We start from the raw sequence: 22,855 nt of genomic DNA on the forward strand, positions 1-22,855 counted from the left end.
TTGCATGTGTTTATCCACCCTCTTTAACCCTTCCCGCTCTTGTACCGGCGCGGCCTGAGCCTGTTCATGCACCTGCATTAAAACCGCCCTCTTAAGCGGGCAGGCGAGGCGGGGAAAGCACTGCGCGCGGGTACTGTTTAAAGCATTTGATTCACCAGTCAAAAACGCGTAGAAAAAGAAATGAAATTTTTAGCTCCTCCAAGTATTCCGCTTAAAGGATGAAAAAATGAGCATTATTCATGTAAATCAAATTGGTAGTAAAATTAACACATTATTCGCCGATAAAATTGATAAAAATGATCTCAACCCTCAAGATAAAGAAATTCAAACTAAAATTTTAACTCGTTCTCTAGCCGCTTACGCTATTTATTGCATTGGAGATACTTCAATAGATGAAGCTGCATCAGCAGTTGTTGATGGTGCTGATGATAATGGTATAGATGCAATTCATTATTCATCTTCTAGTAAAAGAATGATCATTGTTCAATCTAAATGGAGAAAAGATGGGACTGGAGAACCTGATAATGGTGATTTAAGAAAATTCAAGGATGGCATTTTGGATCTCATTAATTTAGAGCTTAACAAGTTTAATGAGAAAGTTAACATTAAAAAACAAATGATCGAAACCGCTTTAGGGGAATTTGATACTAAATTCGATCTTGTTTTAATTCATACTGGTTCAAATACACTAAGCAGACATAATCAACAAGTGATGGATTCAATACTTAATGAATTAAATGATGCTGGTGATGGTACTAGCGAAGATGTTGTAAGCTTCCATCATCTTAATCAAGCTATAATTCATAGTGGGCTTGCGTCGGGAATGGATGGTGAACCAATCGACCTTGAGATTGGCCTATCTCAATGGGGGAAAATTGAAGAACCACATCAAGGTTTTTTTGGAATTGTGGCGGGTGAAGAGGTTGCGAATTGGTGGATACAAAAAGGGAAAAGACTATTCGCCAAAAATATTAGACAAATGCTAGGTGCTACTGAAGTTAATGATGAAGTTAAAAGAACAATCGAGGAGCAACCCGAAAATTTTTGGTATTATAATAACGGCATTACCGTAGTTGCTGAATCTATTAAAAAATCAATGGTTGGTGGAAATAGCAGAGATATCGGTTCGTTTAAAGCGAACAATATCAGTATCGTTAACGGCGCGCAGACCGTAAGCGTAATTGGTAAGCATGCACAGGAAGGAGGTGCAAACCTTACCAAGCTACGTTTACCTATCCGGCTAATTTCATTAGAAGGCGCTCCAGAAGACTTTGGTGCTTCTGTAACAAAAACTAACAACCGCCAGAATAGAATAGAGAGCAGAGATTTTGTTTCTTTAGATGATGAACAGATAAGGTTAAAAAAAGAACTTTCACTAGAAGGTATTGAATACAATATCGTTCGAAGTGAAAACATAAAAACTTCCGCTGCAATGATTGATTTATCAGAAGCTACCGTTGCGTTAGCCTGCGCATCTACGCAAGTAGGACTAGCAGTTCAAGCAAAAAGAGAAATTGGTCGTTTTTATGATAATCTTAAGAAAGCGCCATATAAAACAATTTTTAACCCACAAACCAATGGGATTTATCTTCGAAATACAGTGTTTGCTTTGCGCAAAACAGATGAAATCATTGACATCATGATTGCGAACTTACCGAAAAAATCGGGTAAAGAATATGGTATCCTTGTTCATGGTAATAGAATGCTAGCTTTCTTAGTTTTTAGAGCACTGGAAATCCATAGAGCTGCAAATAAATTCGATTTTGACATTAACACAATCGACTGGTTGAAAATTACAAAATCCGCCCTTGAAAAGCTAATGTCAGAAATAGAAACAAACTACAAAGACAAATTCCTTGCCACTTTATTTAAAAACGCAACCATATGCAAAGCCATATCAGAAAAAATATAACACATTAACTAAATTAAGAATGCTGCTCACGCGGCATTCAAATTAAAGTAAACTTTTATATTTATTTAAGTAAATCATTAATAAGCATCAACCTAATCTTTATTTTTTCTTTTTGCAAAATCAAAGGGTGTTATTGCTTCATAAATATTTGCATCAAGATAATCCGCCCACCACTGCACCATTAACCGCCGTTCATCCAGATACTCAGAAGTGTGAGTATAAGCCGCTCGGACATTGTTCCGCTCAGAATGACTTAGCTGACGCTCTATCGCGTCGTCACTCCACAGGCCAGATTCCCCTAACGCGCCTCGCGCCATCGTTCTGAAACCGTGTCCGCAAACTTCGGTTTGCGTATCGTAACCCATTGCTCGCAGCGCATTATTGACCGTGTTTTCGCTCATCACTTTTTCCGGGTCATGATCACCGGGGAAAAGGCATTTGTTGTCGCCGCTAATTGCCTTTAACTGCTCCAGCAGCGCTACGGCCTGACGACTGAGCGGCACGATGTGCTCTTCCTTCATCTTCATGCCACGATAGGAGTAACGCACACCTTTGATCGCTTCCCGCTGTGCCGGAACCCGCCAGTAAGCTTTATCAAAATCAAACTCGCACCATTGGGCAAAACGAAGCTCGCTGGAACGTACAAACGTCAGCAACGTGAGTTCGACTGCGATACGTGTCATCTGGCGGCCACGATAAGCAGCAAGCCGTGACAGGAACTCATGGAGGCGTTCCGGCGGCAAAGCTGGATAGTGCCGTGCTTTCGTCGTCGTTAATGCCCCGCTCATGTCACTGGCCGGGTTAGAGTCAATATAATCGTTCTGCACGGCATAGCGCATAATCGCCGTAACACGCTGTTGCAGGCGTTGTGCTACATCATGCTTGCCGCTGGCATCCACCGCTTTTATCGGCGCTAACAGATGGCTGGTTTTGAGTTTACGGATATCTGCCGTGCCAATATGCGGAAAAATGTACAGTTCAAGATAACGCATCACCCGTGCGCGATGATAATCGCCCCAGCGCTTGTTGCTGGCGTGCCACTGCCGGGCGATAGTCTCAAAGGTATACGCCCCCGCAGTTTCAGCCTGTGCCTCTTTTTGTTCAGCCTTTGGGTCAATACCTTGCACCAGCAGCTTTTTAGCTTCATCACGTTTAGCGCGTGCCTCCGCCAGGGTGACTGTCGGCCAAACACCAAAAGCCAGCCGGTCTTCTTTCTTGTCATCTGGACGCCGATACTTCATGCGCCAGTATTTTGAACCGCGTGGGGTAATCTCAAGGTATAAGCCGCCCCCATCCGCCATCTTGTAGGTTTTCTCTTTGGGCTTGGCAGTCTCGACCTGACGGGCATTGAGCTTCATTTTGGGGGCACATATCTTATCGAAGTGGAGATGCCCCCGATTATGCCCCCAACAACCGCTGGATTACAACGGATGCAAAAAGACCGCTGTGGAAAAAACACACAATCCATCCAGACAATAAAATCAGATTAAATCTTTATTTAACAATGATATATGGAAGTTACTGGACGATAACGGACACAAAAAAAGCCACCCGAAGGTGGCTTGATTTTTGAATTTTGGTGCCGAAGGCCGGACTCGAACCGGCACGTATTTCTACGGTTGATTTTGAATCAACTGCGTCTACCGATTTCGCCACTTCGGCACGAAGTAGTACTTTGCGGAGAACGTGGTGGATTATACCGTTGTGCGGGCTCGGTGCAACCCTAATCCGTCTTCTGGCGTTGCAAGCGCTGAAAAAATCACCGTTAGGGTGTTTTTAGCACAGTAATGTGTTGCCGTGGCAGCAGTTTTACAGCGTCGGATATGTCATACAGATAAAAAACGGGCGCGCTGTTATAGCCCGCCCGTTTCGTGAAAAGAGAGATTAGCGCCGTTTCAGCAGCAGCATCACGCTAATGAACAAGAACAACGCGCTCGGCAACAACGCCCCCAGCACTGGCGGCATATGGTACACCAGACTGAGTGGACCAAAGATCTGGTCCAGCACGTAAAACAGAAAGCCGAAGCTGATACCGATGACGATTCGCATACCCGCCGGTACGCTTCGCAGCGGGCCGAAGATGAACGACAGTGCCATCAGCATCATCACCGCCACAGACAGCGGCGCAAAGAGTTTGCTCCACATGTTGAGCTGGTAACGGTTCGCTTCCTGCCCGCTCTGGCGCAGGTACTTAATGTAGTCGTACAAGCCACGGATAGAGAGCGCGTCAGGATCGAGCGCCACCACGCCGAGCTTGTCCGGCGTCAGGTTGGTTTTCCATTCGCCGTTCACCGTCTGGCTGCCGCCAATCTGTTTACTGTCGTTCAGGTCGGATTCTTCAACCTGAGACAGTTTCCAACTGCCGTTCTCGTACACAGCTGAGGCGGCATAGCGCACTGAAAGCAGTTTGCTGTCTTTGTCAAAGTGATAAAGGTTGACGCCCTGTAACTGATTGTCTCCCGCAACACGCTGGATATAGACAAAGTCGTTGCCGTCTTTAGCCCACAGACCGCTTTGGGTTGACAGCACCGAACCGCCGAACATCATCTGTGAACGGTAGTTACGTGCCATTTGTTCGCTTACCGGCGCCCCCCATTCACCGATGGCCATCGTCAGCAGCACCAACGGAATGGCGGTCTTCATGACGGAGCCGGCAATTTGCAACCGGGTAAAACCGGATGCCTGCATCACCACCAGTTCGCTGCGGGTGGCCAGCGTGCCCAGCCCCAGCAGCGCACCCAGCAGCGCCGCCATAGGGAAAAAGATCTCGATGTCCTTCGGTACGCTGAGCAAAGTGAATACCCCGGCTCCCATCACCGAGTACCCCCCCTGCCCCACTTTGCGCAGCTGCTCGACAAATTTGATGATGCCAGAGAGTGACACCAGCATGAACAGCGTCATCATGATGGTGTTGAAAATGGTTTTACCGATATAGCGGTCCAGTACGCGAAACATATCAGGCCGCTCCTTCTAGGTTCTGCCGATGACCTGATTTCAGGCTGGCGCGGATTTTACGCACCGGTACGCTCTCCCACAGGTTCAGCAGGACGGCCAGCGCCAGATAGACCAGATTGGTCAGCCACATCCATACCATCGGGTCGAGCCTGCCCTTGCCCGCGTTAGAGCGCAGCGAACTCTGCAACAGGAAAAACACCAGATACAACAGCATTGCCGGCAACATACTCAGCACACGCCCTTGACGGGGGTTCACCACACTCAGCGGCACCACCATCACTGCCATCATCAGCACGGAGAAAATCAACGTCAATCGCCAGTGGAACTCAGCGCGGGCGGCAATATCGGATGAATGCCACAGTGTTTTGAAGCTCATCTGCTCAACGTTAGTGGGGTCAACCGCCACCGGTTGATAGCCGACAATGGCCTGATAGTTGATAAAATCGGTGATACGGAAATCACGCAGCATCGCCGTGCCTTCATAACGGGTGCCTTGGCTGAGCGTTACCACCTGGGAACCGTCGCCACGCGCCGCTACCGTACCTTTATCCGCCACAACCACCGACGGGCGAGTGTTCTCACGCGGGTGCAGTTGCGCCAGAAAAACCCGCTCAAAATCGCCGCCATTGACCTTGCCGACAAACAGCACCGAGTTGCCGTCTTGCGTCTGCCGGAACTGGCCTTCCGCCAGCGACGCCATGCCGGGGTTGGCACGCGCTTCTGCCAGCACCTCGTCCTGATGGCGTGACGACCAGGGGCTTAGCCACAGCACGTTGGCGGTAGCCAGCGACGCCGTCAGCAACGCCAGCACCAGTGCGGCTTTCAGCAACACGTTTTTACTGAGCCCGCAGGCATGCATCACGGTGATTTCACTTTCAGCGTAAAGCCGACCGAAGGTCATCAGCAGCCCGAGGAAAAGACTCAGCGGCAAAATCAGTTGCGCCATCTGCGGCACACCGAGCCCCAGCAAGGATAAAACCAGATTGGTCGGGATGTCGCCGTCCACGGCAGCGCCCAGTATCCGCACCAGTTTCTGACAGAAAAAAATCAGTAACAGGATGAACAGAATGGCCACCTGGCTCTTGAAGGTTTCCCGTACCAGATATCGAATGATGATCACGCTTAATTACGCCTGTGAAAACTTGTATTTTTGCAGGAAAGTCGATAGTTTTTTCGCTAACTCGCCATTTACACTCATTTGTGGCAACCTTCGTAGCTAAAGCATTATTAAAACATCTCTGTTTGTGGGATGTTTATCAGAACCTGCTGAGTATCCTCGCACAGATTCGCTACGTCGTTTAGATTAACACAGGTTATGTTAACGCAACGGCGGGAAAATATTACGGAATGTCACATTCTAGCCGTAGATCCCACCGTTGTCTTTAAAGATTCAGGAGAGTTCATGGAGTTCAGCGTAAAAAGCGGTAGCCCGGAAAAACAACGCAGTGCCTGCATTGTCGTCGGCGTGTTTGAACCGCGTCGGCTGTCCCCTATCGCAGAACAACTCGATAAAATCAGCGATGGTTACATCAGCGCGTTACTTCGCCGTGGCGAGCTGGAAGGCAAGGTGGGGCAATCCCTGCTGTTGCACCATGTCCCCAATATCCTTTCCGAGCGTATTTTGCTGATTGGCTGCGGTAAAGAGCGCGAGCTCGATGAGCGCCAGTACAAGCAGGTTATCCAGAAAACCATCAACGCCCTCAATGAAACCGGCTCGATGGAAGCGGTCTGTTTTTTGACCGAACTGCATGTAAAAGGCCGCAATACCTATTGGAAAGTGCGTCAGGCGGTCGAAACCGCCAAAGAAACGCTGTATACCTTTGATCAATTAAAGACCAACAAGGTAGAGCTGCGTCGTCCCTTGCGCAAGATGGTGTTCAATGTGCCGACCCGCCGTGAACTGACCTCCGGCGAGCGTGCCATTCAGCATGGTCTGGCGATTGCGTCAGGCATCAAAGCAGCCAAAGATCTGGGCAACATGCCGCCGAATATCTGCAACGCCGCCTACCTGGCCTCACAGGCGCGCCAGTTGGCCGACGGTTATAGCCAGGTTACCACCCGCGTCATCGGCGAACAGCAGATGAAAGAGCTGGGAATGAACGCCTATCTGGCTGTCGGGCAAGGTTCACAAAATGAATCGCTGATGTCGGTTATCGAATACAAAGGCGCGCCGGACAGCAACAGCAAGCCTATCGTGTTGGTCGGCAAGGGCCTGACGTTTGATGCAGGTGGTATCTCCATCAAACCCGCCGACAGCATGGACGAAATGAAGTACGACATGTGCGGTGCCGCGTCGGTGTATGGTGTCATGCGTGTGGCGGCGGAACTGGCATTGCCGCTCAACATCATTGGCGTGCTGGCCGGTTGCGAAAACATGGTGGATGGCCGCTCCTATCGTCCCGGCGACATTCTGACCACCATGTCCGGCCAAACCGTGGAAGTGCTGAATACCGACGCCGAAGGCCGTCTGGTGCTGTGCGATACCCTCACCTACGTTGAGCGTTTCGAGCCGGATGTGGTGATTGACGTCGCCACCCTGACCGGTGCCTGCGTCATCGCGCTGGGGCATCACCTGACCGGGTTGATGTCGAACCATAATCCGCTGGCTCACGAACTGCTGGGAGCCTCGGAACAAGCGGGTGACCGCGCCTGGCGTCTGCCGCTAGGCGATGAATATCAGGAACAGTTGGACTCCAACTTCGCTGATATGGCGAACATTGGCGGCCGTCCGGGTGGGGCTATTACCGCGGCGTGCTTCCTGTCGCGCTTTACCCGCAAGTACAGTTGGGCGCATCTGGATATCGCTGGCACCGCCTGGCGTTCCGGCAAGGCGAAAGGCGCGACCGGCCGTCCGGTGGCGTTGCTGTCGCAGTTCCTGTTAAACCGCGCCGGGTTGAATGACGCCGAGTAATCATCGGCAATCGCCGCCGCCCACCGGTGGCGCATTCATCCCCTTCCGGCCTGATCCCCGCGCTTGCGGGGATTTGTTATTCTGTCTGTAACCCTCATCGGTATGCGGAGCACCATGAAAAACGCGACCTTCTATCTCATTGAGAGCGACCGCTCCAGCGGTGAGCTGAACGCCTGTGAAGTGCTGGCCTGTGAGCTGGCTGCCGCGCGCTGGCGTGCGGGTCAGCGTGTACTGATCGCCTGTGAAGACGAGCAACAGGCACTCAGGCTGGACGAAGCGTTGTGGCAGCGTGAACCCCACGCGTTCGTGCCGCACAATCTGGCGGGTGAAGGGCCGCGCCAAGGCTCGCCGGTAGAGCTGGCCTGGCCGCAAAAACGCGGCAACGCACCACGCGACCTGTTGATTAGCCTAATGCCGCAGTTCGCAGATTTTGCCACCGCTTTCCATGAAGTGATAGACTTCGTCCCTTACGACGAATCTCTGAAACAGTTGGCGCGCGACCGCTACAAAGCCTATCGCAGCGTCGGCTTCCAATTGACCACGGCGACGCCGCCAACTCACTGACTTTTTGAGCATAATGGAAAAGACATACAACCCGCACGATATCGAGCAGCCGCTGTACGAGCACTGGGAACAACAGGGTTACTTCAAACCCAACGGCGACACCAGCAAAGAAAGTTTCAGCATCATGATCCCGCCGCCCAACGTGACCGGCAGCCTGCACATGGGCCATGCTTTCCAGCAAACCATTATGGATACGATGATCCGCTACCAGCGCATGCAGGGTAAAAACACCCTGTGGCAGGCAGGTACCGACCATGCCGGTATCGCCACCCAGATGGTCGTGGAACGTAAAATCGCCGCTGAAGAAGGCAAAACCCGTCATGATTACGGCCGTGATGCCTTCATCGATAAAATCTGGCAGTGGAAGGCGGAATCCGGCGGTACCATTACCCGTCAGATGCGTCGCCTGGGCAACTCAGTAGACTGGGAGCGCGAGCGTTTCACCATGGACGACGGCTTGTCCAACGCGGTGAAAGAAGTATTTGTGCGCTTGTATCAGGAAGACCTGATCTACCGTGGCAAACGTCTGGTGAACTGGGACCCGAAACTGCGCACCGCCATCTCCGATTTAGAAGTGGAAAACCGCGACGTCAAAGGCTCGATGTGGCACCTGCGCTACCCGCTGGCGGACGGCGCGAAAACCGCCGACGGTAAAGATTATCTGGTGGTCGCTACCACCCGTCCGGAAACCGTGCTGGGTGATACCGGTGTGGCGGTCAACCCGGAAGATCCGCGCTATAAAGATCTGATCGGCACGTTTTTGATCCTGCCGCTGGTTGGTCGCCGTATTCCGATCGTCGGTGACGAACACGCCGATATGGAAAAAGGCACCGGCTGCGTGAAGATCACCCCGGCGCACGACTTCAACGACTACGAAGTCGGTAAACGCCATCAGTTGCCGATGATCAATATCCTGACGTTCGACGGCGATATCCGTCAGGAAGCGGAAGTCTTCAACACCAACGGCGAATCCAGCACCGTCTACAGCAGTGACATTCCTGACGCGTTTCGCGGGCTGGAGCGTTTTGCTGCCCGTAAAGCAGTGGTCGCGGCGTTTGACGAGCTGGGCCTGCTGGAAGAAATTAAAGCACACGACCTGACCGTTCCTTATGGCGACCGTGGCGGCGTGGTCATCGAGCCGATGCTGACCGACCAGTGGTACGTCCGTGCCGCTGTGCTGGCTAAACCGGCGGTGGAAGCGGTGGAAGATGGCCGTATCCAGTTCGTGCCGAAGCAATACGAAAACATGTACTTCAGTTGGATGCGCGACATTCAGGACTGGTGTATCTCCCGTCAGCTGTGGTGGGGTCATCGCATTCCGGCATGGTACGACGATAACGGCAAGGTCTACGTCGGCCGTGATGAAGAAGAAGTGCGCCGCGAAAATAATCTGGCGGCAGATGTGGCGTTGCGCCAGGACGACGACGTGCTGGATACCTGGTTCTCCTCCGCCCTGTGGACCTTCTCCACGCTCGGCTGGCCGGAGCAAACCCCGGAACTGAAAGCCTTCCACCCCAGCAGCGTGATGGTCAGCGGCTTTGACATCATTTTCTTCTGGATAGCCCGCATGATCATGATGACCATGCACTTCATCAAAGATGAAGACGGCAAGCCACAGGTGCCGTTCCATACCGTCTACATGACCGGCCTCATCCGCGATGAGGAAGGCCAGAAGATGTCTAAATCCAAGGGCAACGTGATCGACCCGCTGGATATGGTGGACGGTATTTCGCTGGAAGCGCTGCTGGAAAAACGCACCGGCAACATGATGCAGCCGCAGCTGGCGGAGAAAATCCGCAAGCGCACCGAAAAACAGTTCCCGAACGGTATCGAACCGCACGGCACCGATGCCCTGCGCTTTACGCTGGCGGCACTGGCTTCCACCGGCCGCGACATCAACTGGGACATGAAACGTCTGGAAGGGTACCGCAACTTCTGTAATAAGCTGTGGAACGCCAGCCGTTTCGTGCTGATGAATACCGAAGAGCAGGATTGCGGTTTTAACGGTGGCGACAAAGTGTTGTCACTGGCAGACCGTTGGATTCTGGCGGAATTCAACCGCACGGTGAAAGCCTACCGCGAAGCGCTGGACAGCTACCGTTTCGACCTGGCAGCCAACGTGCTCTATGAGTTCACCTGGAACCAGTTCTGTGACTGGTATCTGGAGCTGACCAAGCCGGTGATGAACGGCGGCAGCGACGCTGAACTGCGCGGCACACGTCATACGCTGGTTACGGTACTGGAAGCGCTGTTGCGTCTGGCTCACCCGATCATCCCGTTCATTACCGAAACCATCTGGCAACGGGTGAAGGTACTGAAAGGCGTGAGCGCCGATACGATTATGCTGCAGCCGTTCCCGGCCTTTGATGCTGCGCTGGAAGACGAGCAGGCGTTTAACGATCTGGAGTGGATCAAGCAGGCGATCATCGCGGTGCGTAACATTCGTGCCGAAATGAACATCGCGCCCAGCAAGCCGCTAGCGCTGCTGCTGCGCGACGCGTCCGCCGATGCCACCCGCCGTGTGCAGGATAACCTCGGCTTTATTCAGACGCTGGCGCGTCTGGAGAGCATCACGCTGTTACCGGCTGGCGATAAAGGCCCGGTCTCCGTCACCAAGCTGGTAGAGGGCGCTGAGCTGCTGATCCCGATGGCAGGCCTTATCGACAAAGTAGCCGAACTGGACAGGCTGGCCAAAGAAGTGGCGAAACTCGAGGTGGAAATCGGCCGCATCGACAGCAAGCTGTCCAACGAAGGCTTTGTCGCGCGCGCACCAGAAGCTGTGGTTGCCAAAGAGCGTGAAAAACGCGACGGTTACGCCGCTGCCAAAGCCAAACTGCTGGAACAACAGGCCACCATCGCTGCACTGTAATCAGGCGACAGGCTAACACCGGTAAACTCGGTAGTAGCCTGCTTGATAGCCATTCGATTGATGAATGCCTGATTGATGAAAAGCAAAAAGCCCTGCGTATTATCGCGGGGCTTTTTATTTGATGGGCGGTTATTTCATGCGTTGCTATTTCATGCGCTGCTATTTGATATAACGCTGACCGCTATCCGGTGTGGCTTACCGTGAACCCACCAGCGCAACGTGCGGCTGTGCTCCGAGGTTGTCGCCCAGTCGGTGTTGAGGCTCGTTATCCAGCCGGAAACTGGCTATCGACTGTTGCAAATGCGTCACCTGTGCCTGTAGCGAGCTTGCCGCCGTCGCCACCTCAGCCACCAGGCTGGCGTTCTGCTGGGTCACGCCGTCCATCTGAGTGATCGCGATATTGATCTGCGAAATCCCCCGGCTCTGTTCGCCGGAAGACAGCATGATCTCACCCATGATATCCACCACTTTGCGGACATCCGACAGGATCTCATCCATAGTCTTACCGGCCATTTCCACCAGCCCGGCACCTTTTTCAATGCGGCTTAGCGAGTTATCGATCATAGAACCGATCTCTTTGGCCGCCGTGGCACTACGTTGCGCCAGGGTACGCACTTCGGACGCCACCACCGCAAAGCCTTTACCCTGCTCCCCTGCCCGTGCCGCTTCCACCGCGGCGTTCAGCGCCAGCAGGTTGGTCTGAAAGGCGATACCGTCAATCACACCGACGATATCGGAAATACGGGCCGAGCTCTGCTGGATAGAACGCATGGTATCGACCACTTCCGTCACCACATTGCCACCACGAGAAGCGGAATCCGACGCTTTCTGCGCCAAATCGTTGGCTTTGCGCGTGTTGTCTTCATTGTTGCTGACCGTGGACAGAATCTGCTCCATGCTGGAAGCCGTTTCATCCAGCGATGCCGCCTGCTGCTCAGTACGGCTGGAGAGATCAATGTTGCCGGAAGCAATCTCTTCAACGCCGACGCTGATGGCGTCGGTGCCGTTACGTACCGCCCGCACCATGTTTTCCAGCCCATCACGCATATGCTGTACCGCACCGAACAACTGAGCAATTTCGTTATTGCCGCGAATCTCAATGTTGGCGCGCAGGTCACCTTGCGCAATACGACCAAACACGCTAATCGCCTGATTGAGCGGTTTCACCACCAGGTTGGTCAGAATCGACCAGGCCAGCGCCGCCAGCACCAACGCACAGACGATCACCACCGACAAAATAACCTGCATGCGGCTGACGCGTTCGTTAGAATCGCTGTAAGCCTCGTCAATGCTCTGACGTTTGTACTGCACCAGCTTTTTCGACGCGTTGTCAAAATCGGCGTACAGCGTGGTAGATTTCCCGGCACGCTGCCGGTAATCATCCAGATTCCCGGCTTCCAGCGCGGTAAACGCCGGATTGATGAACTCATTCATCAGGGTGTCGCGTTTGTTAGCCATGTCGGAAGAAATGACTTTTTCCGGTTCAGACTGCGGGTAAGTCAGGTACTCCTGCCACTTCTTACCGGCATCATCAATTTTGCCTCTGGCACGCTTGAGCGCCACGGAGGCCGCCTCTTTATCCCCTTTTCCCATCAGGGATTCATACAGCCGTAAATCCAGGCGGGCGCGCAATAGCAATTCCGAGCTTTCATTTAACGCGACCAGCCCCGGCAGCACCACCGTATCCACATGTGCGAACGATTTATTCCCCGACTGAACGGCAACCAGTCCCAGCACGCCGACAATTAACGACAGTACTGCCAAAGAAAACACCATAATACTGAGTGTTGTGCGGATCTTGATCTTACGAAACATAATTGTCCCTGCTGTTTGGTCAATGAAAAACCATGAGCTTCAACTCACACGTAAACCGCAACAAAAATGAAAAGGAAATATCATGAAAGGAAGGGCCGACATGATTATGTTTAGGCGTCGGCCCGTGACGGTTACTTTTTGTTATTGCTTATGGGCGGGTACCGCGGCCAAAAATTCACCCAACTTATTTTTATAAAACTTCGCCGACATCATGGTGGCATGACCGCTGGTTTCCTTACTTGCCGGAATCAAAAACAATTCGGCATGTTTCACTTTCTTCAACTCGCTTTCTAATATTCCTGTTTCCACCGGATTACGCTCATCATCAGCGGAGTTAATCACCAGCAATGGCGCTTTGATACGGCCCAATTCCGGTGAGGCGTTGTAATCCGCCGAGGAATTCCAGATGTAAATAAAGTCGTTAGCATCGGCCGTGACAGGGGCAGCCAGACGCTCATCGACCAGCTTGTCCGCCAGCGCTCGCGTCGGAGCTTTGCTCTGATAGCCTAACGTACCACCCGTAGTAGCGATGCTGAACATGATGTTGGCTGTCTGCAATGACGGCGGCTGCGTGGTGTAGTCACCGTTTTTCCATGCCGGATCGCGCTTGATGGTTTCAATTAACATCCGGCGCAGCATCCAGTTACGGCCAGATAATTCATTCGGCTGTGAGGCCATTGGCACCAGCGCATCCATCATATCCGGGTATTTTTCACCCCACATCCAGGTTTGCATCCCGCCCATCGAGTACCCCATCACCAGACGTAGATGGGTAATACCGAGACCTTCGGTCAACAGCCGGTATTGCGCCAGCACCATATCGTCGTAGTCGTATTGCGGGAATTTTGTGCGCAGGCCGTCAGACGGTTTGGCGGATTTTCCGGAGCCGATGCTTTCGGGAATAATGATGAAATACTTGCTGGCATCCAGCGGTTGGCCGGGGCCGAATAACTCACCGCCAAAACCCGCCGCCAATAATGCACTCACCGGCTGATTCGTCCCGTGCAGCAATAAAACTGCCGGCTTCTTACTGTCACCCAAGGTGTAATAATGGATACGGAGATGATCGATAGTTTCTCCGGTATGGAATCGGAATTCAGGTGCGACCCAATTCCCTTCTTGTGGCTGTAATGTTTGTGCGGTCGAAAAAGAGGAAAAAACGAGTAACAACACCAGAGCAGCCAGCCGAGACAACAAGCGGTTAACCATAAAACAACGCTTCCGTAATCATAGACGAGGGGCTTCGATGTTAATATTTCCCGTAAAATATCCCAATAACGCTCGCTGACTAATGATTGAAAAAATAATTATATACCAATTATTTTGTTTATATCGGTATATAATTTAACCTTAAAGAATAATCACAAAATAATCCGTGTCACCGTTCTGCTCAGGCACCCGATGAATAACATCATGGGTAGTATAAAGAGCGCCTGACGTTCCCTGCTGGTTGTCGATATTGTCGTCTGAGGACAAAGAAGTACAGAAATCAGGCGTCAAAACAGCGCCGCTATCACAGCGATAATTGTTATTACAGCGATAATTGTTATTGCAGCGATAAATGCAGGAACTGATTGAATTCGCTGGCCGTATACTCAGCAAACGCACCGCCATTAACAAAACCGTGTTTACGATACAGCGTCAGCGCGGGTTCAAACGCCGGGCCGCGGCCCGTTTCCAGACTCAGGCGTGGCAAGCCGCGTCGGCGGGCCTCATCCACAATGTGCGCCAGCAGATAGCCTGCCACGCCCTGACGTAAGCACTGCGGATGGGTGCGCATCGATTTCAGTTCTCCGCTCCCCTCCGTCAGCATTTTCAACGCGCCGATACCGGCTATCTGCTCGCCACGCCAGACGCTCCAGAACGTAATATCCGGCGACTGCAGGCCAGACAAATCCAGTGCGAACACACTTTCTGGCGGCGAATTATCGTGCATTCCCGCCAGATGCAGGGCCACCAGCGCTCGGGTTGCCTCACCGGTCAGGTCATCAATGCGAATCGTCAGCGGTTCCTGGTGGGATGTCACTGTCATCATTCAACTCCTTAGCAAAACGGTCAAGGGGTACAAATCGCTATCAGGTAACGAACCGGGTCAGGGCCGGGATTATGAAACCCCGAGCTGCCATACAGGCGATAACGCAGGCTGTCTTGTGGGCCAAGCGTGTGGATAACCCCTTCCAGCGTTATTGTCAGTTGACCGTCCAGCACATACAGGTGGTGTTCCAGCCCCGTGAGTGGCGGCGCGTTATAGTCGATACGTGCACCCGCCGGTAACTCGCCGTGAATCATTTCGGCCCGAAAACCAGCGGAAGGCGGGGAAACGACACGACGGATAAACCCGGTTTCCGGGTCAACCCACACCGGCTGCTGCGTGACGCTCAGTTTCTGAGGCAACGGGAGTTCGACTTCAGCCAGCAAACCCGACATCGTACAACCGTATACCGCACACAGGCGGCCTAGCAATACCGCCGTCGGGCTCGACTCCAGACGCTCCAGGCGCGACAAGGTCGCCCGGCTGATGCCGCTGCGCTGCGACAGTTCGTCCAGTGACCAGCCGCGCTCACGGCGCAGTGCCGCCAGCCGTTCAGCCAGACGACGATCCGTTTCGCAAAGGCGATCGGTTTCAGAAAGAGAAGGTTCCATCGCGTATCCTGAATATCAATTTTGATAAAAAATCTCACATATGAGAATTCGGATCAAGATCTGAACGAAGAGAAACCGCATCAAACCGCAGCCCTCGGGTGACAACCTGTTGCTTCCCCCTCGGGTTGCGCTTTTCACAACAGCCGTTACCAATAACAGGTTTTGAGGCGGCACATCGGTGCGTATAATCGCCGATGCATATCACATCGGAGCACGTCAGCCTGTTGCCGACGTTTTCGACCTGACCGGATTCTGCCGATAAGAGTGAGCAACATGACAACTTCAGCGCCAATCTCCCTGCTGACCCGCCCGATTACGGCCACCGACAACGCGGCGATTGCCCGTGTTATTCGTCTGGTTTCCGCTGAATTCGGCCTGACTGCCGACAAAGGGTATACCGTCTCCGACCCTAACCTGGACCAGCTGTTCGAACTCTATTGTCGTCCTGCCAGTGCCTATTGGGTGGTGGAATGTGACGGTGAAGTGGTCGGTGGCGGCGGGCTGGCCCCGTTGTCAGGCGGTGAAGCGGATGTCTGTGAATTACAGAAAATGTATTTCCTGCCGCTGGCGCGTGGTAGGGGTATCGCCCGGCAATTGGCTGAGCAGGCGCTGGCATTTGGCCGTGAGCAAGGGTTTCGCCGCTGTTATCTGGAAACCACCGCGCACCTGACCAGTGCTATCACGCTGTATGAAAAGTTGGGTTTTCAACACATTCCGCATGCCATGGGCAACACCGGCCATGTCGACTGTGAAGTCAGGATGTTAAAAATACTGTGATGTTAAAAATACTGTAATAGCAAAAATGCGGTAAAGACGCAGGTGGCATCACGGCACAGCACGCAGAAAACATATCGCCCGGTACAAACCGGGCGACAGGTTCACAAGATAGTCATTGACCAGGTATTAATGACGTTTGCCGTCATCGTCCTCGTCATAAAAATCTTCGTCTTCACCGAACTCGTCTTCATCGTCTTCGCCGTTCGGGTCTTCAAAGTAAGTACCCCAACCGTCATAGTTGACCCCATGACGTTCGGCCAGCGACAGCAGTTGTTCCACCTGCTGGTCGATAAGCTCGGCGTTCAGCGCCACTTCGCTGATGGCGTCGCAGCACATCAGCACCACGCCGTCTTCCATTTCCATCTCTTCAGCGTCGGTCACTTCGTAACCCAGCTTGAATGCGTCTACCGCCACTTTCTCCAGTTCTTCAAACTTCTCGGCTGAGAAATGGTGTTCAATGGTGTAGAGCGCATCGGGGTCGCTGCCGTCCTCCAGCAGTTCTTCGATGATCAGGCGGGTCTCTTCACGTTGTTCTTCCAGCAGTTCGCGGTTTGCCATGTCTCAGTCCTCATCAAAGCGGCAAAGATGACAACCATTTTCCCACAGGCCAGCCTCTCTCTCCACCAGAAAGTTTGAACACGACACTTGAATTTGAATATTTACACATATAAAGTGAATTTTAATTCAACCAAAGTGTTGAGCCATATGGAGAAGATAACGATGAACCCGTTCTATAAACGCCATTTTTTACGGTTGATGGATTTCACCCCCGCTGAAATCAACAGCCTGCTGACCCTCGCCGCCACCCTCAAAACGAATAAGAAAAACGGCTCCGAGACTCGCCACCTGCAAGGTAAAAACATCGCACTCATCTTCGAAAAAGATTCGACCCGCACTCGTTGCTCTTTCGAAGTTGCTGCATACGATCAGGGCGCGCAGGTCACTTACCTCGGCCCGAGCGGTAGCCAGATAGGCCACAAAGAATCCATGAAAGACACCGCCCGGGTGCTGGGCCGCATGTATGACGGCATCCAGTATCGTGGCTACGGTCAGGTGCTGGTGGAAACGCTGGCGGAGTTTTCCGGCGTGCCGGTGTGGAACGGGCTGACCAACGAATTTCACCCAACCCAGTTGCTGGCGGATCTGCTGACCATGCAGGAACACCTGCCGGGTAAACCGCTGTCGGGCATGAAGCTGGCCTATGTGGGCGATACCCGCAATAACATGGGCAACAGTATGCTGGAAGCGGCCGCCGTCACCGGGCTGGAACTAAGATTGATCGCGCCGAAAGCCTGCTGGCCGGATGCGGGACTGGTGGCGGAATGTCAGGCTGCGGCAACCAAAACCGGTGGTTCTATCACGCTGACGGAAGATGTCGTGAGCGGAGTCAACGGCGTGGACTTTATCTACACCGACGTGTGGGTTTCGATGGGTGAACCGAAAGAGGTGTGGCAACAGCGTATCGACCTGCTGCGCCCGTATCAGGTCAATGCCGCGATGATTGCTGCCACCGGCAATCCACAAGTGAAATTCCTGCACTGCCTGCCAGCATTTCATGATGACCAGACCACCCTTGGCAAGCAAATGGCCGAACAGTATGGCTTGCACAATGGCATGGAAGTCACCAACGACGTGTTTGAATCAGCTCACAGCATTGTGTTTGATCAAGCGGAAAATCGCATGCACACCATCAAAGCGGTGATGGTCGCGACGTTAAGTCAGAGCGTCGAGATGTAAACGGCGGAAACAATGAGCCACATCCAATGACGATGGGCTCAACAATGGGCCGAATAACCTGAGTTATCGGCCCACACGCACATCCTGAAATACTTACAGCACCTCGCCATTTGAGGCGATCACCCGCTGATACCAGTAGAAAGATTTTTTCGGCGTACGCGCCAGCGTTCCGGTGCCGTCATCGTGCTTGTCGACGTAGATAAAACCGTAACGCTTCGCCATCTCGCCGGTGGTGAACGACACCAGATCGATACAGCCCCACGGCGTGTACCCCATCAGATTGACGCCATCTTCCCATACCGCCGCCTTCATGGCTTCAATATGTGAGCGCAGGTAATCGATGCGGTAATCATCCTGGCACACGCCGTTCGCGTCCGGCTTGTCGATAGCACCCAGCCCGTTTTCGACAATAAACAGCGGCACTTCATAGCGTTCATACAAGGTCACCAGCGCATGGCGCAACCCGGTTGGGTCAATCTGCCATCCCCAGTCGCTGGCTTTCAGGTGCGGATTGGCAATCGACTGCTCGGAACTGCCGTCCATGCTGGCAGCAATGTGATTATGTACATCGTGCTTCACCACGTTCGACATGTAGTAGCTAAACCCAATGTAATCCGACTTGCCTTCCCGAAGGATCTGCTCGTCTTGTGGCTCCATGTGAATGTGGTAACCCTTGAGCGCCCACTCACGCCGGGCATAGGCCGGGTAGTGGCCGCGCACTTGCACGTCGGTGAAATAGAACCGATCGTGCATCGCACGTGTCGCCAGCATCACGTCCTGCGGATGGCAGGAATACGGGTAGTAAGGCACGAAGGCGCACATGCAGCCCACTTTGATATCCGGGTTGATATCGTGCGCTTTTTTGACGATCTGCGCGCTGGCGACGAACTGGTGATGCACCGCCTGATACATCGCTTCTTCCGGCTTCGCCTTCTGCGGGAATTTCACCCCGGAACACATCCAGCCGAAAATCTCCGCCGATACATTCTTCTGGTTATTGATCTCGTTGAACGTCATCCAGTATTTCACTTTGTGCTGATAGCGCGCGATAACCGTGGCTGCGAAATGCACAAAGCAATCCAGCGTCTTGCGGCTCATCCAACCGTCGTACTGCTGCACCAGATGCAACGGCATCTCAAAGTGGCTGAGAGTGAGTACCGGCTCAATGCCGTGTTTGAGTAACTCGTCGATCAGGTCGTCATAAAACTGAAGCCCGGCCTCACACGGCTCAACCTCATCACCATGAGGAAAAATACGCGTCCAGGCAATGCTGGTACGAAAACACTTGAAGCCCATTTCTGCAAACAGCGCAATGTCATCCTTGTAGCGATGATAAAAGTCGATCGCTTCGTGGTTCGGGTAGGACTCGCCGGGGATCACCCCATCGGTAATACGACGCAGTGTGCCGTGTGCACCGGCGGTAAGCACATCTACCACGCTGGGGCCTTTGCCGCCCGCATTCCAGCCACCTTCCAACTGATGCGCGGCTACCGCACCACCCCATAAAAAGCCTGCGGGTAATTGACTCATCTCTTTTCCTCTCACAGAAACTGAAACCGGTTTCAGAGTGCATCAACTTTATCGCCACTGCAACCGGTTTCAGTCATGAGTCACGATGAAGAGAGGAGCCAATACCGGGCAGGATCAGGCAAAGGAGGAAAGAAACAGCACGGCGAGAAAATCAACGACAGAGGAATTGAGGATATTGAAATCAATGAGCCAGGGAGAGCGCATGGCGCACTCTCCCATTACCGGTATCCCGTTGCAGGCATGACGGCTTGCGTTGGGTGGGTTAGCGCACCAGCGTGGCGTCGATTTTCACGACCGCCTTGCGCACATGCGCTGGCTCGCCAACGGCACACAACGGTTTATGTACTTCACCGGGGAAGAACACCACAAAATCGCCGGTCTGCAGTATCACCTGCTTTTCCTGCTCGCCAGACGGCAGGAAGGCGATGTCTTTATCCGCCAGCCAGTCCACATCCGGTTTGCCTGCTGGCAGGTTGCTGAAGGTCATCCCTTCCGTGCCGTTTAGCACAATCTGGATATCCAGGTATTTGGCATGATACTCGGCACGGCGTTTCTCAAACGGTTCCGTACTGTCATTCGACACCAGCACAAACACCTTATTGCCGTCGATATCGTGCTTGCCGAGCGGGGTATCGGCGTTGATATGCTGCTTCACATACTCAATCGCCTCGCGCAGTTTGGCTGGCAGATAAGGGAATAGATCCAGATGGTCGACATTACCGGTAATCATGACTGCTCCTATAAATAAACAAAATGAAACAATGTTTTGATTCCTTATACTCCTGTCGGCATTACGCTGCCAGCCAGCAAGCGTAAAAAAGTGATCCGAACCGTGCGTTTGAGCGAATAGTGAAACACCTAACCGCAACCGATTGCTCACCGCGAAAAGACAGCGTTTTTCTGCTTGAATTCACCTCTTCGGCGCGTATAATTCCGGACAATTTGCCGGGAGGGAACATGTCTAACGCTGCTGTTTTTGTGGGTGTCTTACCGCAACTGCCTGTTGGCAGCATGACGGCGTTTTTCCTTCCGCTGCCTGACAGATTTATAAAAAAAGCCCCTCGTTGAGGGGCTTTTTTTTGCCTGTCGCCGCCAGCCATCCGTTTGTTTACCGGGCCTAACCGAGGGGAGCATAGACACATGGTCAATCCACTATATAAAAGACACATCATCTCAATCAACGATCTCAGCCGGGACGATCTGGAACTGACGCTCAAGGTGGCAGCCAGCCTGAAAGCCCATCCCCAGCCGGAGCTGCTCAAGCACAAAGTAGTCGCCAGCTGTTTCTTTGAGGCGTCTACCCGCACCCGTCTGTCGTTTGAAACCGCTATCCACCGCCTGGGCGCTTCGGTAGTGGGTTTTGCCGACAGCAGCAACACCTCGCTCGGTAAAAAAGGCGAAACGCTGGCCGACACCATTTCCGTCATCAGCAATTATGTGGACGCCATTGTGATGCGCCACCCGCAGGAAGGGGCAGCACGGCTGGCGACCGAGTTCTCCGGCGGTGTGCCGGTGTTCAACGCGGGCGACGGTGCCAACCAGCATCCCTCGCAGACACTGCTGGACCTGTTCACCATTCAGGAAACGCAGGGCCGCTTAAGCAACATCAATATCGCGATGGTCGGCGACCTGAAGTACGGTCGTACCGTCCATTCATTGACCCAGGCGCTGGCCAAATTCGACGGCAATCGCTTCTACTTCATCTCACCAGATGCGCTGGCGATGCCGGACTACATCCTCAACATGCTGAAAGAGAAAAATATCCCCTACAGCCTGCACACCAGCATTGAAGAAGTGGTACCGCAACTGGATATTCTGTACATGACCCGCGTTCAGAAAGAGCGTCTGGACCCGTCGGAATACATCAACATCAAATCGCAGTTTATCCTGCGTGCCGCCGACCTGGGCAACGCCCGCGATAACCTGAAAGTTCTGCACCCGCTGCCGCGTATCGATGAAATCACCACCGATGTGGACAGCACCCCTTACGCCTACTACTTCCAGCAGGCAGGTAACGGCATTTACGCGCGCCAGGCTCTGCTGGCGTTGGTTCTGAACAGCGAACTGGTTCTGTGAGAGAGGAGCACACAGCATGACTCACGACAACAAATTACAGGTAGAAGCCATCAAACGCGGTACGGTGATCGACCATATTCCGGCACAGGTTGGCTTCAAATTACTGACACTGTTCAAACTGACCGCTACCGACCAGCGCATCACCATCGGCCTGAATTTGCCTTCCAACCATCTGGGCCGCAAGGACCTGATCAAGATTGAAAATATCTTTCTGACTGAAGAGCAGGCTAACCAACTGGCGATGTATGCGCCGCAAGCCACCGTCAATCAAATCGACAATTACGAAGTGGTACGCAAACTGCACCCGCAATTGCCGTCGCACATTGAAGGTGTGCTGACCTGCCCTAACAGCAACTGCATCAGCCGCATCGAGCCGGTCAATTCGTCCTTCAGCATCAAGCAAGTTGGCGCTGACGTGCACCTGAAGTGCAAATACTGCGAGAAAGAATTCGAACGTCAGGCCGTGTTAAACAGTCATTGATGCCAACACGCCGTCAGGAAAACGCCGACTGTGGTATGCAGCATTGGCCTGACGGCGGGCTTTTTGGAATAATGCGGGAGTCGCATCGTTTCAGACATAATCAGGAGAAAACATGTCACGCATTATCAGTACGGAACAGGCACCGGCCGCTATCGGCCCTTACGTTCAGGGTGTTGACCTGGGCAGCATGGTAATCACCTCCGGTCAGATCCCGGTAGATCCGAAAACCGGTCTGGTGGCGGACGACGTTACCGCGCAGGCTCGTCAGTCACTGGAAAACGTGAAAGCCATCGTGGAAGCGGCAGGTCTGAAAGTGAGCAATATCGTTAAAACCACGGTATTCGTGAAAGACCTGAACGACTTCGCCACGGTGAACGCTGCCTATGAAGCCTTCTTCACCGAGCACAACGCGCCGTTCCCGGCCCGTTCCTGCGTGGAAGTGGCTCGTCTGCCGAAAGACGTGAAAATCGAAATCGAAGCTATCGCCGTTCGCGGTTAAGCCAGACCACCCGGCTGCGCGCTACCGCGTGCCGGGTATTTCACTGTATCAGGTGCTTCACTGTGCTGAGTGTTTCACGCTGGTGC

Annotated in this window: 19 protein-coding genes and 1 tRNA gene; 9 read left to right on the top strand and 11 right to left on the bottom strand. The window is 53.0% G+C overall.

Annotated elements, in window-relative coordinates:
- The first annotated feature begins 226 nt into the window (after positions 1–226).
- Positions 227–1,912: an AIPR family protein gene (locus tag FAZ14_RS12915; RefSeq protein ID WP_153508663.1), complete on the top strand. Its 1,686-nt coding sequence runs from the start codon at positions 227–229 to the stop codon at positions 1,910–1,912.
- Between the two features lie 92 nt (positions 1,913–2,004).
- Here FAZ14_RS12915 and FAZ14_RS12920 read toward each other — a convergent pair whose 3' ends face one another.
- From FAZ14_RS12920 to lptF, 4 genes are all read right to left on the bottom strand, one after another.
- Positions 2,005–3,270 (bottom strand): tyrosine-type recombinase/integrase, encoded by a 1,266-nt coding sequence (locus FAZ14_RS12920; RefSeq protein WP_153508664.1) that lies wholly within the window; start codon positions 3,268–3,270, stop codon positions 2,005–2,007.
- Positions 3,271–3,489: 219 nt separating this feature from the next.
- A tRNA-Leu gene (locus FAZ14_RS12925) sits at positions 3,490–3,574 on the bottom strand.
- 222 nt (positions 3,575–3,796) lie between these two features.
- Positions 3,797–4,867 carry an LPS export ABC transporter permease LptG gene (gene lptG, locus FAZ14_RS12930; protein WP_016943012.1) on the bottom strand — a complete coding sequence of 357 codons (1,071 nt, stop codon included), beginning with the start codon at positions 4,865–4,867 and terminating at the stop codon, positions 3,797–3,799.
- Between the two features lies 1 nt (position 4,868).
- Positions 4,869–5,987 carry an LPS export ABC transporter permease LptF gene (lptF, locus tag FAZ14_RS12935; RefSeq protein ID WP_038925047.1) on the bottom strand — a complete coding sequence of 373 codons (1,119 nt, stop codon included), beginning with the start codon at positions 5,985–5,987 and terminating at the stop codon, positions 4,869–4,871.
- Between the two features lie 282 nt (positions 5,988–6,269).
- On the opposite strand from lptF, the gene pepA reads away from it, so the two are divergent.
- The 3 genes from pepA to FAZ14_RS12950 all read left to right on the top strand — a co-directional run bounded on the left by pepA (position 6,270) and on the right by FAZ14_RS12950 (position 11,211).
- Positions 6,270–7,778 (top strand): leucyl aminopeptidase, encoded by a 1,509-nt coding sequence (gene pepA, locus FAZ14_RS12940; RefSeq protein ID WP_016943014.1) that lies wholly within the window; start codon positions 6,270–6,272, stop codon positions 7,776–7,778.
- Positions 7,779–7,892: 114 nt separating this feature from the next.
- On the top strand, positions 7,893–8,342 hold the full coding sequence (locus FAZ14_RS12945) for a DNA polymerase III subunit chi (RefSeq protein ID WP_012883138.1): 450 nt from the start codon (positions 7,893–7,895) through the stop codon (positions 8,340–8,342).
- Positions 8,343–8,355: 13 nt separating this feature from the next.
- Positions 8,356–11,211 (top strand): valine--tRNA ligase, encoded by a 2,856-nt coding sequence (locus FAZ14_RS12950; RefSeq protein WP_038925048.1) that lies wholly within the window; start codon positions 8,356–8,358, stop codon positions 11,209–11,211.
- Positions 11,212–11,406: 195 nt separating this feature from the next.
- Here FAZ14_RS12950 and FAZ14_RS12955 read toward each other — a convergent pair whose 3' ends face one another.
- From FAZ14_RS12955 to FAZ14_RS12970, 4 genes are all read right to left on the bottom strand, one after another.
- The gene (locus FAZ14_RS12955) at positions 11,407–13,026 is read right to left on the bottom strand and encodes a methyl-accepting chemotaxis protein (RefSeq protein WP_016943016.1); all 1,620 of its coding nucleotides are present in this window, start codon (positions 13,024–13,026) and stop codon (positions 11,407–11,409) included.
- A gap of 141 nt (positions 13,027–13,167) precedes the next feature.
- On the bottom strand, positions 13,168–14,235 hold the full coding sequence (locus FAZ14_RS12960; protein ID WP_016943017.1) for an alpha/beta fold hydrolase: 1,068 nt from the start codon (positions 14,233–14,235) through the stop codon (positions 13,168–13,170).
- A 337-nt stretch (positions 14,236–14,572) separates the two neighbouring features.
- Positions 14,573–15,058, bottom strand: a complete 486-nt coding sequence (locus FAZ14_RS12965; protein WP_153508665.1) for a GNAT family N-acetyltransferase — start codon at positions 15,056–15,058, stop codon at positions 14,573–14,575.
- A gap of 23 nt (positions 15,059–15,081) precedes the next feature.
- On the bottom strand, positions 15,082–15,669 hold the full coding sequence (locus FAZ14_RS12970; protein WP_016943019.1) for a helix-turn-helix domain-containing protein: 588 nt from the start codon (positions 15,667–15,669) through the stop codon (positions 15,082–15,084).
- 273 nt (positions 15,670–15,942) lie between these two features.
- Between FAZ14_RS12970 and FAZ14_RS12975 the strand changes: the two genes are divergently transcribed.
- On the top strand, positions 15,943–16,446 hold the full coding sequence (locus FAZ14_RS12975) for a GNAT family N-acetyltransferase (protein ID WP_153508666.1): 504 nt from the start codon (positions 15,943–15,945) through the stop codon (positions 16,444–16,446).
- Positions 16,447–16,572: 126 nt separating this feature from the next.
- Here FAZ14_RS12975 and rraB read toward each other — a convergent pair whose 3' ends face one another.
- Positions 16,573–17,004: a ribonuclease E inhibitor RraB gene (rraB, locus tag FAZ14_RS12980; protein ID WP_012883127.1), complete on the bottom strand. Its 432-nt coding sequence runs from the start codon at positions 17,002–17,004 to the stop codon at positions 16,573–16,575.
- A gap of 162 nt (positions 17,005–17,166) precedes the next feature.
- Between rraB and argF the strand changes: the two genes are divergently transcribed.
- Entirely contained in the window at positions 17,167–18,183 is a 1,017-nt protein-coding gene (argF, locus tag FAZ14_RS12985) for an ornithine carbamoyltransferase (protein ID WP_038925050.1), read from the top strand.
- A 93-nt stretch (positions 18,184–18,276) separates the two neighbouring features.
- Here the strand turns inward: argF and FAZ14_RS12990 are convergent, their stop codons facing one another.
- Positions 18,277–19,713: a 6-phospho-beta-glucosidase gene (locus FAZ14_RS12990; protein WP_153508667.1), complete on the bottom strand. Its 1,437-nt coding sequence runs from the start codon at positions 19,711–19,713 to the stop codon at positions 18,277–18,279.
- Positions 19,714–19,975: 262 nt separating this feature from the next.
- Complete coding sequence (locus tag FAZ14_RS12995) at positions 19,976–20,443, bottom strand: NanQ anomerase/TabA/YiaL family protein (RefSeq protein WP_016943023.1); 468 nt, start codon at positions 20,441–20,443, stop codon at positions 19,976–19,978.
- A 410-nt stretch (positions 20,444–20,853) separates the two neighbouring features.
- On the opposite strand from FAZ14_RS12995, the gene pyrB reads away from it, so the two are divergent.
- The 3 genes from pyrB to ridA all read left to right on the top strand — a co-directional run bounded on the left by pyrB (position 20,854) and on the right by ridA (position 22,769).
- Positions 20,854–21,789 carry an aspartate carbamoyltransferase gene (gene pyrB / locus FAZ14_RS13000; RefSeq protein WP_016943024.1) on the top strand — a complete coding sequence of 312 codons (936 nt, stop codon included), beginning with the start codon at positions 20,854–20,856 and terminating at the stop codon, positions 21,787–21,789.
- Between the two features lie 16 nt (positions 21,790–21,805).
- On the top strand, positions 21,806–22,270 hold the full coding sequence (pyrI, locus tag FAZ14_RS13005) for an aspartate carbamoyltransferase regulatory subunit (protein WP_012883122.1): 465 nt from the start codon (positions 21,806–21,808) through the stop codon (positions 22,268–22,270).
- A 112-nt stretch (positions 22,271–22,382) separates the two neighbouring features.
- On the top strand, positions 22,383–22,769 hold the full coding sequence (gene ridA / locus FAZ14_RS13010; RefSeq protein WP_016943025.1) for a 2-iminobutanoate/2-iminopropanoate deaminase: 387 nt from the start codon (positions 22,383–22,385) through the stop codon (positions 22,767–22,769).
- Positions 22,770–22,855: the final 86 nt, after the last annotated feature.

Origin of the sequence: Dickeya oryzae (assembly GCF_009372235.1) — a bacterium.
Classification (GTDB): domain Bacteria; phylum Pseudomonadota; class Gammaproteobacteria; order Enterobacterales; family Enterobacteriaceae; genus Dickeya; species Dickeya oryzae.